This window comes from Tianweitania sediminis, assembly GCF_017813335.1.
GTDB classification, from domain to species: domain Bacteria; phylum Pseudomonadota; class Alphaproteobacteria; order Rhizobiales; family Rhizobiaceae; genus Tianweitania; species Tianweitania sediminis.
In genome coordinates, this window is the sequence record NZ_JAGIYY010000002.1 from 58,590 (window position 1) to 70,489 (window position 11,900).

Consider the following 11,900-nt stretch of genomic DNA (forward strand, 5'->3'; position numbering starts at 1 on the left):
ACGCGACGACGAGGTGATGATTGTTGAAGCCGCGCGAAACTGCTGCCCGCTGGCTCTTGGCCACCACTCTGTTCTTTCTGCCCTTCTCGGCCTCCCTTCACGCACAGGACGCTGAGGAATGGCACACCACGTCCTCGCTCATTCCGGGTGAGAACGAGGACAAGCCGTTTGAACGCTATTCCTACGTCAACCCGGATGCGCCGAAAGGCGGCACGCTGAACGCCGTGGCGCCCGGCACCTTTGACAGTTTCAATCCTTTTGTTGTGCGCGGAACCGCAGCAGCCGGCTTTAGCAGTTTCGGCGGGATCATGTATGACACGCTGATGCAGCAGTCGTTGGATGAGGCCGGGACGAGCCATGGACTGCTTGCCGACGCGTTTCGCTACCCGGACGATTATTCCTCCGCGACTTATCGGTTGAACCCTGACGCGCGGTGGCATGACGGCAAGCCGGTCACCGTCGAGGACGTGATCTGGTCGTTCAACGTCCTCAAGAAGAATAGCCAGCTTTATAACCGCTACTACGCCAACGTTACGGAAGCCGTGAAGGTCGGCGAACGAGAAGTCGAATTCCGTTTCGATCAGAAGGGCAATCGGGAACTGCCGCACATCATGGGCGATTTGGCGGTTCTTCCGAAGCATTGGTGGGAAGGCACGGACGCCTCGGGCAACAAGCGTGACATCACCCAGCCGACGCTGGAACCGCCGCTCGGATCCGGTCCCTACAGGATCCAGAGCTTCCGGCCGGGTTCCGAAATAATCTGGGAGCGGGTCGAGGATTATTGGGGCGCCGATCTGCCGGTGAACATCGGCCGCAACAATTTTGACCGCAAGCGCTATGTTTACATCCAGGATGACAACGCAGCCTGGCAGGCCTTCACGAAAGGCGGCTTCCAGGACATCCGGCCTGAAAACAGTTCACGCCGCTGGCATGTCGATTATACCTTCCCCGCGTTCCAGGCAGGCGATGTGGTGAAACGGGCGTTTGAGACGCGCTCAGGCGAGCCGTTCCAAGGTTTCTTCCTCAACACGCGGCGCCCCCAATTCCAGGATCCCCGGGTGCGCGAAGCGCTGACCTACGCTTTCGACTTCGAAAGCATGAACCGGACGCTGTTCTACAACGCTTATACGCGCACCGACAGCTATTTCGAAGGGGGCGAGCTGGCCTCGAGCGGGTTGCCGGAAGGGCGTGAGCTCGAGATCCTCAACGAGTTCCGAGGGCAGATCCCGGAGCGCGTGTTCACGGAACCTTTCACGCTGCCGACCAACGAAACACCGCGAGACGAGCGGGCCAATCTGCGCCGCGCATCCGAGCTCCTCAAGGAAGCCGGCTGGACCTTGCGCGATGGACGCCTCGTCAACGAAGCCGGCGAGCAGTTCCGCATGGAGTTTCTCGGCGATGATCCGACAGATGAGCGGATTGCCACGCCGTATATCCAGAACCTGCGGCGGCTGGGTATCGATGCCAGTCTCCGGGTTGTGGACGCTTCGCAGTATATAAACCGGACTCGCAGCTTCGATTTCGACGTGATCTCCTCCGTCCAGCAGCAGTCGCAATCTCCCGGCAACGAGCAGCGGGACTTCTGGAGCTCGGCCGCTGCCGATGCGCCAGACTCCCGCAATCTTTCCGGCATCAAGGATCCGGTCATCGACAAGCTCGTGGAGCGGATCATCTTCGCGGAAGATCGCGAAGACCTGATCGCCGCAACGAAGGCGCTGGACCGGGTTCTGTTGTGGAACTTCTACGCCGTGCCGCAATGGCATCTGCCAGAGATCTGGGTCGCTTACTGGAACAAGTTCGGCATTCCCGACCAGCAGCCCGCCTATATCGGCGTCGACATCGATTCCTGGTGGATCGACGAAGCCAAGGAACAGGCGCTCGCGGCAAAATACAGGAGCGTGAATTGACCTTCGGGCCGGCGATCCCGCGCCGTTCGTTTCTGGCCATGGCGGGCGCGGCCGCCCTGGCGCCCTGCCTGAAAACCCTGGCGTTCGCTGCCGCCCCCACCGACACGCCGCTGCACGGTCTATCCGCTTTCGGGGATCTCAAATACGCTGCGGACGCAGCCCACACCGACTACGCCGCCCCGGACGCGCCGAAAGGCGGGAGGTTCAACTTTTCGCCGTCCTATTGGTACTTCAACCAGAACACACAGACGTTCAACACGCTGAACAGCTTCACCTTACGGGGCGATGCGCCGCCGCGCATGGAGCTCTGCTTCGACTCGCTGATGAGCGCTGTTCTGGACGAACCGGATGCGGTCTATTGTTTGGCCGCGGAATACGTGTCGATTTCGGCGGACCGCAACAGCTGGGTCTTCAAGCTGAGGGCAGAGGCGCGCTTTCACGATGGCACTCCGATCACCGCGGAAGATGTCGCTGAAAGCTACCGCGTTCTCAAGGAGCAAGGTCATCCTGATCTTGCCCTGCCGCTGGCCGACCTCCGTGCGGCGGAAGTTCTCGCCCCCGATACGATCCGGCTCGTGTTCGATGGCAACCAGTCGTCGCGCGCAATCTTGACGGTTGCGAGCTTCCCGATCTTTTCCCGCGGCAACCTCGAAAACCGCGGCGGCTTCGAAGGTGACGCCATGGCGCCCCTTCTCGGATCCGGTCCTTACCGCGTGGCGGCAGTGCAAGCCGGGCAAAGCATCGAATATGAGCGCGTGGGGGATTACTGGGGCAAGGACCTCTTTCTCAACAAGGGGATGAACCACTTCGATCGCATTCGGGTGGAATTTTATCGCGAGCGGCAGGCCGCGTTCGAAGCCTTCAAGAAGGGGGTCATCTTCTATCGGCAGGAATATACGAGCCGCGTCTGGGCGTCCGATTACAACTTCCCGGCCATTGTGGAAAAGCGCGTGGTGAAGCGCGAGTTTCCGGCAGAAACCCGCCCCACCATGCAGGCCTGGGCCATCAACCAACGTCGCAAACGCTTCAAGGATGTGCGGGTCCGCGAGGCGATCGGCCTTTGCTTCGACTTCGAGTGGACCAACCGCAACCTCTTCTATGATGCTTATGCCAGGTCCCACTCCTTGTTCGAGCGGTCGGTCTACCAGGCGCAGGGGGCACCTCAGGGTGAAGAGCTAGCGCTGCTGGAACTGCTGCGCAGCCAACTGCCCCCGTCGGTCTTTGGTGATCCCGTGCGCCAGCCGGGGTCCAACGGCTCCGGTCGCGATCGCGCGCTGTTATCGCGTGCCGCAGCCTTGTTGGCGGATGCTGGGCTAGAAAGGCAGAATGGGTTCCTGCAAACGGGCGATGGCGAACGGCTGACGCTTGAGATCCTCGTCAACGACGAATCGATGGCCCGGGTGGATGCGCCGTTTGTGGAAAACATGCGTGCCGTGGGGATTGATGCATCCATCCGGCTCGTTGATCCGACGCAGTATCAGGCGCGGCAAGCAAGCTTTGACTTCGACATGTTGAGCGTGGCGACGATCTTCACCGCGACGCCCACTCGCGACGAGATGGAAAACTTCTTCCACTCGCGCACGGCCAATCGCGAAGGTTCGCGCAACCTGACCGGCACGGCCGACCCCGCTGTGGACGCCCTTGTGGATGCCGTTGGGCGGGCGGAAAGCCGCGAAGCCTTGGGGATCGCCATGCGGGCGCTCGATCGGGTCTTGCGTGCACGCCGTGACTGGATACCAAACTGGTACGCGGCGAATCATCGGGCTGCGTTCTGGGACATGTTTGGCTACAAGGAGCCGAAACCCGACTATGGTTTCCCGGTGGAGCGGCTCTGGTGGCTCGATGAAGCCAAGGCGAGAACGATCGGGAAAGCGTGACGGAAGAAAGCTTGACGTACATCTCGATTGAGCGGCACGGCAGCTGATGGGCGCTTATATCCTTCGGCGCCTGCTGCTGATGATCCCCACTATCTTCGGGATCATGGCAATCTCCTTTCTCGTGATCCAGTTCGCGCCCGGCGGACCGGTGGAACAGGTGATCGCACGCCTGTCGGGGCAGGGCGGCGACATGATCTCCGGCGGCGGTTCGGATGCCGGCAACCAGAGCGGCAGTGCCGTCGATGGCTCTCAATATCGCGGCGCGCAGGGGCTGGACCCGAACTTCATCGCGCAACTCGAACAACAGTTCGGCTTCGACAAGCCCTGGTACGAGCGCTTTTTCGGAATGCTGTGGGATTACCTGCGCTTCGATTTCGGGGAAAGCTTCTTCCGCGACATCGCTGTTCTGGACCTGATCCTCGAAAAGATGCCGGTTTCGGTTTCGCTTGGGCTCTGGATCACGCTGATCTCCTATTCCATCTCCATTCCGCTCGGGATCCGAAAGGCAGTGCAGGACGGGTCGAGCTTCGATGTCTGGACCTCGGGCATTGTGATCGTCGGCTATGCCATCCCCGGCTTCCTGTTTGCCATCATGCTGATGGTGCTGTTTGCCGGCGGGTCTTTTTTCGATTGGTTCCCGCTTCGCGGGCTGACGTCAGAAAACTTCGACCAGCTGTCCTGGCCGATGAAGATCGTCGACTATTTCTGGCACCTGGCGCTGCCGCTGACGGCCATGGTGCTGTCGGCTTTCGCCACCACGACCTTGCTTACAAAGAACTCCTTTCTGGATGAAATCCGCAAGCAGTATGTCGTGACCGCGCGCGCCAAGGGCCTGTCGGAACGCCGCGTGCTTTACGGCCATGTTTTCCGCAACGCCATGCTGATCGTGATCGCGGGCTTTCCCGGCGCCTTCATATCCGCCTTTTTCACAGGCTCGCTCCTGATCGAAAACATCTTCTCGCTGGATGGCCTTGGCCTGCTTGGCTACCGCTCCGTGATCGACCGTGACTACCCGGTGGTGTTCGCCACCCTCTTCATCTTCTCCCTGTTCGGACTTCTGGTCGGACTGCTGTCGGACCTGATCTACACCTGGATCGATCCCCGCATCGACTTTGAAAGCAGGGACGTTTGATGTCGGAAATCCAGCTGAAAACAGAGGTGGAACGGGTTCGCAAGCAAACGGCGCGTCCCTGGCTGTCGCCTTTGAACGTCCGGCGCTGGCAGAACTTCAAGGCGAATCGGCGGGGCTACTGGTCGCTGTGGATCTTCCTGCTGTTGTTCGTTTTGACGCTGTTTGCCGAACTGATCGCCAATGACCGACCCTTGCTTGCCTCCTACAAGGGCGAGTTGCTGGTGCCGGTAATGGTCGACTATCCGGAAGAAAAGTTCGGTGGCTTTTATGCCGTCACCGACTACCGCGATCCCTTCATCATGGAAGAGATCGAGGCGAACGGCTGGGTCTTGTGGCCGCCGATCCGGTATTCCTATTACACCGTGAACAACGAGATACCCGCCGCTGCTCCGGCCAAGCCCTCATGGCTCTACACAAAGGAAGAGCGATGCGCCCGCTATCCTCTGGGTGTGGAAGATCCGGGTTGTACGATCGGCAACTGGAACTGGCTCGGGACGGATGACTCCGCCCGCGACGTCCTGGCGCGCGTGATCTACGGCTTCCGCATTTCCGTGCTGTTCGGGCTGGTTTTGACCTTGGCGTCGGCCGTGATCGGCGTGTCTGCGGGTGCCGTTCAGGGCTATTTCGGCGGCTGGACCGATCTCATCATGCAGCGCTTCATAGAGATCTGGTCAGCGATCCCCGTGCTTTACCTGATCCTCATCATCTCGGCCGTTCTGCCGCCCGGTTTCTTTATCCTTCTGGGGATCATGCTGCTATTTTCCTGGGTGGCGTTCGTGGGCGTGGTGCGTGCCGAATTCCTGCGTGCGCGCAACTTCGAATACGTGAACGCCGCGCGCGCGTTGGGCGTTTCGAACCGCACCATCATGTCGCGGCACCTGTTGCCGAACGCCATGGTGGCGACGCTGACCTTCCTTCCCTTCATCCTCAATGGGTCGATCACGACGCTGACCTCGTTGGATTTCCTGGGGCTGGGCCTACCGCCCGGAGCGCCGTCTCTGGGCGAACTCCTGAAGCAGGGCCAGCGCAACCTGACCGCCCCCTGGCTCGGCATCACCGGCTTCGTGACGCTCTCGATCATGTTGTCGCTGTTGATCTTCATCGGCGAAGCGACGCGCGATGCCTTTGACCCGCGCAAGACGTTCCGGTGAACTGGTGAAAGAAAACGCGCCCCTTCTTTCCGTTCGCGACCTGTCGGTAGCCTTCAGCCAGGGCGATCAACGCACCACGGCGGTTGACCGTATTTCCTTCGACATTGCGCGCGGGGAAACGGTGGCGCTGGTTGGCGAATCCGGATCCGGCAAATCCGTCACCGCTCTTTCTGTTCTGAAGCTGTTGCAATATCCAGCCGCTAGCCACCCGACGGGTCAGATCCTGTTCAAGGGTGCCGATCTCCTGGCCATGGATGGGCGTGAACTGCGCAAGGTGCGCGGCAACGACATCACCATGATCTTCCAGGAGCCGATGACGTCGCTGAACCCGCTTCATTCGATCGAGGACCAGATCGGTGAAATCCTGAAGCTGCATGGCGGCATGCGTGATGCCCAGGCGCGCGAGCGAACCCTTGAACTGCTGCGCGAAGTCGGCATCCGCGAGCCGGAAAAGCGCTTGTCGGCCTATCCCCATCAGCTTTCAGGGGGGCAGCGTCAGCGCGTGATGATTGCCATGGCACTGGCCAATCGTCCGCAGTTGTTGATCGCCGATGAGCCGACCACCGCCCTTGACGTCACGGTTCAGGCGCAGATCCTCAAGCTGCTTCGTGAGCTCAAGGTGACGCATGGAATGTCGATGCTGTTCATCACCCATGATCTCGGGATCGTGCGCCGCATCGCCGACCGGGTCTGCGTGATGACGCGGGGCAAGATCGTGGAAGAAGGTCCGACTACGGAAATCTTCGGCGATCCGCAGCATGAATATACGCGCCATCTCCTTGCGGCCGAGCCCAAGGGAACGCCGCCGCCCGCGAACGCAACGGCAAAGACGGTGATGTCGGGCAAGGACGTGCGGGTCTGGTTTCCGATCAAGGAAGGCTTTTTCCGCAAGACCGTTGGTCATGTAAGGGCGGTTGATGGCATAGACGTGACGGTGAAGGCTGGCCAGACCCTGGGCGTGGTCGGCGAGTCCGGATCGGGAAAAACCACGCTCGGGCTGGCTCTGGCTCGGATGATTTCGTCCGAAGGGCAGATCGAATTCGATGGCAGACCCATCGACCAGCTGTCCTTCAAGGAGATGCGGCCGTTGCGTCGCGAACTCCAGATCGTGTTCCAGGATCCCTTCGGTTCGCTCAGCCCGCGCATGTCGGTCAGCGAGATCATCCAGGAAGGGCTGAGCATCCACGCGCCGGAGCTTTCGGCAGCCGAGCGCGATGCGCGCGTGGTGGATGTCCTGGGGGAGGTGGGCCTCGATCCGTCAACCCGGCACCGTTACCCGCATGAATTCTCCGGCGGCCAGCGCCAGCGAATTGCGATTGCCCGCGCCATGGTCTTGAAGCCGCGCTTCGTCATGCTCGATGAACCGACTTCGGCGCTGGACATGAGCGTGCAGGCCCAGGTCGTCGATCTCCTGCGCGACCTGCAAAAAAAGCATGACCTCGCCTACCTCTTCATCAGTCACGACCTCAAGGTCGTGCGCGCCCTCGCAAACGAGGTGGTCGTGATGCGCAACGGTGAAGTGGTCGAGCACGGAACGGCGGAACAGATCTTCGACAACCCCCAAACCGATTACACGAAGGCTCTGATCGCAGCTGCCTTCAAGATCGAAGCGCCGGCCGACAGCGACGTCAGCGAGTAACGGAAGTGTTTTCATGAGCGAAGCGGAACGTGGCCGCATCCTGTTTGCCGCCACCGGCACGGATACCGATCTTTGGGTAGATATTCTGGGGCAAACGGGGCGCGAAGTAACGGTTGAGCCGGACGGGGCGCAGGATCCCTCGATCCATTATGCCGTGGTGTGGCGGCAACCTCAGAGCATCCTCAACCGGCTGCCGAACCTGAAGGCGATTTTCTCGTTAGGCGCGGGCGTGGACCACGTCTTGAACGATCCGACCCTTCCCGATCTGCCGATCGTTCGGGTCGTGTCCGAAAATCTGACCCAGTACATGGTCGAATACGTCGTTTGGCGTGTCATGGACCACCATCGCCGGGGGGGGGAATACCGCGCCGCGCAGGCCGTGGGTGAATGGAAGGAGTTCGATCAGCCGGTTTCGTCCGGCGTCAGCGTCGGCTTCATGGGACTGGGCGAACTCGGAGGCTCAGCAGCGCGTGCGCTTGCTCCGCTAGGGTTCAAGTTGAACGGGTGGAGCCGCCGCCGGGCAGCCGTGGAGGGCGTCACCACCTTCGCAGGACCGGACGAACTGCAGCCGTTCCTGTCTGAAACGGACATACTTGTCGTTCTCCTGCCCCTCACAGCCGGGACCCACGGCATCATCGACTACCGCGTGCTGTCGTCCTTGCGGCGAGACAACCTCATAGGCGGGGCTGTCTTGATCAACGCGGGACGCGGCGGCCTGCAAAAGGAAGCCGATATCCTGCGGGCGCTGGAAGATGGCAGCCTCAAGGAAGCCAGCCTCGACGTGTTCGAGGTCGAGCCCCTGCCGGCTGCATCACCGTTGTGGACGCACCCGAGGGTGTTCATCACGCCGCATGCCGCCGCACCATCCGATCCCCGAGAAGTCGTGCGTCCGATGCTGGCGCAGATGGATTCCTATGATCGCGGCGAACCGCTCCAGCATCTGGTTGATCGCGCAGCTGGATACTAAAAAAGCCCGCCGAAATGGCGGGCTTTTTTGTTTCTTCGTCCGACGCTTACCGGGCGCTTGCAGTGGCCGGTGAAACCAGCGGCGTGATGCGCCGGATCGCCACGCGCCGGTTTTCACGCTCATCACCGCCCGTGTTGATCTTGAGGTAACGCTCGCCATAACCCTGCGTCGACAGGTTTTCCGGCGGGATCTCAAAATACTGGGTCAAGGCCGCGGCAACGCTTTCCGCCCGCTGGTCCGAAAGCACGAGGTTGGACTGGTCGCTGCCCACTGCATCGGTATGCCCTTCGATCAGGAAGGTTTCGGCCGGGTTCTGTTCAAGCAGGCGCAGCATGCCTTCGGCAACCCCCTGCAACCGATCGATCTGGTCATCCCGGATCTCGGCGGAGCCCGTGTCGAAGGTCAGGGTGTCGAGATCCACGCGACGCACCGTGTCACGGATGCGCGCAGACCGCTTCACCTCGTCCACCGAATAAAGGCGCTGGATCTTTTCGACCGGAGGCTGATCGAGGAAGTCGTAGTAGCGATCGGGATCCTCCACGACGCCGGCGTCGAGAATATACTCGTTTGCCGGGATGGAAAGCCGCAGCGGCGGCAGGTCTTCACCCGGATCGCGCCACTCGCGCACACGGTCGTAGTCGTCTTCCTGAACATAATAGAGCACGTATTCGCGATTGTCCGGCTCGATACGCGAGCGCCGGATGACGTCGCCATACCGATTGCGGATCGTCACCACCTGCACGCCGTTGGAGCGCACGATGGTTTCACGCGTCCGGCCGCGTGGCAGCTCTTCGTAATATACGTCGCGCGCGTTGCGGGTCAGGCGCGGCCGATCAGAGCTTTCCACATAGGTTTCGTTGCCGAAGTTTAGGATGATGCGGTTGTCGAGTTCGCGAACCACGTCTACGCCTTCTCGACGCTCGCCACGGAAGGGGCGATCGCGATCCACCTGGATGCGCTCACCCCGTTCTTCCCGAGCTGAACGAATCTGATCCAGCGGGATCACCGTGGTTTGCGCAGCGGCATCCGAAGCGGGAGCGGGCTGTGCGGGTGCTTGTGTGGCAGCGGCTGCCGGAGCCTGAGGGGCTGCAGCAGGCGCTAGGCCCTGTGCCTGGCCACCGTCAGTGGCAGGCTGCGGCTTGGCGCTGTCGAGCACCGGTGCGGCATTCTCCGGCAAGGGTGAAGACGCCTGAGGAACAGGCGTTTCGCCCTGCTGCGCCGGTTGTTCAGCCTGCTGGCGGGCCGGAGCGGACTGGATCTGCGTCGGCTGCGAGGCATCGGCCGGGGCAACGGCCTCACCGGCAGGCGCCGCCTCAGTCGGCGTTGCTGCACCCTGTGCGTCACCGGTTCGCCGCTGCCGATCCCGACGCATGCGCTCGGCACCGCTTTGTGCGCCGTCTTCGGTCGCAGCAGGGGCATCCGGCTGTGCCGTGGGAGCCGTTTCAGGCTGTGGCGTGTCGGGGCTTGTTTGCGGAGCGGCATCCGCAGGTGCGGGTGCGGCAGGCGTTTCGCTTGGCTGCTCGCTTTGCGCGGCTGGTGCAGTTTCGGCTGGCGTTTCGCTTGGCTGCTCGCTTTGTGCGGCAGGTGCAGTTTCGGCTGGCGCTTGTTCGCCCCCTGTTTGCTGCTGGCGATCCTCCCGCATCCGGTCGGCGCCGGTTTCGGCACTTGTTCCAGCATCGGCGGGCTGCTCTGAACTGCTCGGAGCCGCTTCAGGCGTAGCCTGCGGCTGTTCGGCAGCCGGTTCCTCGGCCTGCGGTTGCGCCGGTTCAGGCTGCGCCTCCGCTTCCGGCTGAGCCGGTTCTGGGTCGGCGGGCGCGGGTTCTGGCTGCGCTTCCGGTTCCGGCTGCGGCTCTGGCTGCTGCGCTTCTGGTTCTGGCTGCGGTTCTGGCTCGGCCTGCGGCTCGGGTGCCGCGGCTTCCGGCTGTGCTTCTTGTTGCGGAGCCTCTTCCGCCGCGGGTGCTTCTTCCTGCGCGGGGGCTTCTTCCTGCTGCGGGACGATCTCTTCCGCTGGCTGGCTTTCTCCTTCTGCCTGCGCCAAAATCAGCGGCAGGTCAGCAGGCTTAATCGGGGCGGTCGCTGTTCCGGGAGCCGCTGTTGCACTCAGCGGTCCGGCCATCAGCAAGGCAAGGGCGGTCCCGGCCAAGATGCTTTTTTGGCTTTTCATGCCAAACTCCTTTTGGTTTCGTCCCATCGGCTCTCAAATGGAGCAACGCTCCCTCAGTTCCACTTTTGTCGCCTGAACTTTCGCTGAACCTCCCGTTCAGATTGCCGGCCGAGGGGCGGTGGCCTTGATCTTGACCTGTTGCAGGCGCACATGCGGCAAATGGACGAACCTTTCTGGAAAACCAAAACGCTGGAAGCGATGACGCTCGGCGAGTGGGAATCGTTGTGCGACGGCTGCGGCAAATGCTGTCTTGCCAAGCTCGAAGACGAGGACACGGCCGAGATCTACTGGACAAGCGTTGCGTGCCGCCTGTTCGACGCTGGCACATGCCAGTGCAGCAACTATCTCGATCGCAAGCGCCATGTTCCCGATTGCGTGCAACTGACACCTCAAAAGGTGCGGGAAATCGACTGGCTTCCCAGGACCTGCGCTTACAAGCTGGTGGCGGAGGGCAAGGACCTGCCGCAATGGCACCATCTTATTTCCGGGAGCCGCGAGGCCGTTCATGCCGCAGGAATTTCGATGAAGGACCGCGTCACAGCGCTGGAAAGCGACCTCGCGGAAGACGAAGACTACTTCGACCATATGCTCGATGAGCAGCCCTGAGGACAGTGTCTGAGCCGATCACACCGGGTGAACGGCGTGTGAATGCGTGGTTCCCGGTCGGTTCATGTCGAACATGGCAAATCGTTTCCATCGCTGCTGATCACGAGGAAACGCACTTCATGTTCAAGACCATCCAGACTGCCGCTCTGTCGCTGGCCGTTGTACTTGGGGGCTTTGCAGTCGCTCCGTCGGTCGCACAGGCCGGTTCGTTGCACATCACGGTTGCTCCCGAAGCCGTTCAATACCGATACGAGCGTGAGCGGCCCCGTGTCCGCGGTCGCGAATGCACAGCCAATCGCGCGGTCGAGAAAGCGTGGAAGCTCGGCATCAACCGGCCGCGTGTCACCCGCGTTGCGCGCAACACCATTGCCGTCCGCGGTTACCAGCGCGGCGAGCGCGTGCGGATCGTGTTTGCCCGAGCCCCGAACTGTCCTGTGATCCGCTAAGGACCGTTCGA

General features: G+C 61.6%; 9 protein-coding genes. 8 read left to right on the plus strand and 1 reads right to left on the minus strand.

Annotated elements, in window-relative coordinates; all coding sequences use genetic code 11:
• Positions 1 to 23 precede the first annotated feature (23 nt).
• From J5Y06_RS07365 to J5Y06_RS07390, 6 genes are read left to right on the plus strand one after another with little or no spacing between them, the layout of a single operon-like run.
• A complete protein-coding gene (locus tag J5Y06_RS07365; RefSeq protein WP_385931496.1) occupies positions 24 to 1,907 on the plus strand; it encodes an extracellular solute-binding protein in 1,884 nt (627 codons plus the stop codon).
• Positions 1,904 to 3,784 (plus strand): extracellular solute-binding protein, encoded by a 1,881-nt coding sequence (locus J5Y06_RS07370; protein WP_342453384.1) that lies wholly within the window; start codon positions 1,904 to 1,906, stop codon positions 3,782 to 3,784. Before J5Y06_RS07365 ends, J5Y06_RS07370 begins: the two co-directional genes overlap by 4 nt.
• A 46-nt stretch (positions 3,785 to 3,830) precedes the next feature.
• Positions 3,831 to 4,916, plus strand: a complete 1,086-nt coding sequence (locus tag J5Y06_RS07375) for a microcin C ABC transporter permease YejB (protein ID WP_209334505.1) — start codon at positions 3,831 to 3,833, stop codon at positions 4,914 to 4,916.
• On the plus strand, positions 4,916 to 6,067 hold the full coding sequence (locus J5Y06_RS07380; RefSeq protein WP_209334506.1) for an ABC transporter permease: 1,152 nt from the start codon (positions 4,916 to 4,918) through the stop codon (positions 6,065 to 6,067). The genes J5Y06_RS07375 and J5Y06_RS07380 overlap by 1 nt, the downstream gene beginning before the upstream one ends.
• On the plus strand, positions 6,036 to 7,706 hold the full coding sequence (locus J5Y06_RS07385) for an ABC transporter ATP-binding protein (RefSeq protein WP_209334507.1): 1,671 nt from the start codon (positions 6,036 to 6,038) through the stop codon (positions 7,704 to 7,706). The genes J5Y06_RS07380 and J5Y06_RS07385 overlap by 32 nt, the downstream gene beginning before the upstream one ends.
• Before the next feature lie 13 nt (positions 7,707 to 7,719).
• Positions 7,720 to 8,673, plus strand: a complete 954-nt coding sequence (locus J5Y06_RS07390) for a 2-hydroxyacid dehydrogenase (protein ID WP_209334508.1) — start codon at positions 7,720 to 7,722, stop codon at positions 8,671 to 8,673.
• Positions 8,674 to 8,719: 46 nt separating this feature from the next.
• Here J5Y06_RS07390 and J5Y06_RS07395 read toward each other — a convergent pair whose 3' ends face one another.
• Positions 8,720 to 10,837 carry an OmpA family protein gene (locus J5Y06_RS07395; RefSeq protein WP_209334509.1) on the minus strand — a complete coding sequence of 706 codons (2,118 nt, stop codon included), beginning with the start codon at positions 10,835 to 10,837 and terminating at the stop codon, positions 8,720 to 8,722.
• Between the two features lie 159 nt (positions 10,838 to 10,996).
• Between J5Y06_RS07395 and J5Y06_RS07400 the strand changes: the two genes are divergently transcribed.
• A complete protein-coding gene (locus J5Y06_RS07400; RefSeq protein ID WP_209334510.1) occupies positions 10,997 to 11,443 on the plus strand; it encodes a YcgN family cysteine cluster protein in 447 nt (148 codons plus the stop codon).
• 119 nt (positions 11,444 to 11,562) lie between these two features.
• Positions 11,563 to 11,889, plus strand: coding sequence for a hypothetical protein (locus J5Y06_RS07405; protein WP_209334511.1), 327 nt, complete (start codon positions 11,563 to 11,565; stop codon positions 11,887 to 11,889).
• Positions 11,890 to 11,900: the final 11 nt, after the last annotated feature.

What these genes read in the sequence shown, in the direction of transcription:
- J5Y06_RS07375 (WP_209334505.1), top strand. Translation starts at nt 3,831, where the DNA reads ATGGGCGCTTATATCCTTCGGCGCCTGCTGCTGATGATCCCCACTATC.
- J5Y06_RS07380 (WP_209334506.1), top strand. Translation starts at nt 4,916, where the DNA reads ATGTCGGAAATCCAGCTGAAAACAGAGGTGGAACGGGTTCGCAAGCAA.
- J5Y06_RS07385 (WP_209334507.1), top strand. Translation starts at nt 6,036, where the DNA reads ATGCCTTTGACCCGCGCAAGACGTTCCGGTGAACTGGTGAAAGAAAAC.
- J5Y06_RS07390 (WP_209334508.1), top strand. Translation starts at nt 7,720, where the DNA reads ATGAGCGAAGCGGAACGTGGCCGCATCCTGTTTGCCGCCACCGGCACG.
- J5Y06_RS07395 (WP_209334509.1), bottom strand. Translation starts at nt 10,837, where the DNA reads ATGAAAAGCCAAAAAAGCATCTTGGCCGGGACCGCCCTTGCCTTGCTG.
- J5Y06_RS07400 (WP_209334510.1), top strand. Translation starts at nt 10,997, where the DNA reads ATGGACGAACCTTTCTGGAAAACCAAAACGCTGGAAGCGATGACGCTC.
- J5Y06_RS07405 (WP_209334511.1), top strand. Translation starts at nt 11,563, where the DNA reads ATGTTCAAGACCATCCAGACTGCCGCTCTGTCGCTGGCCGTTGTACTT.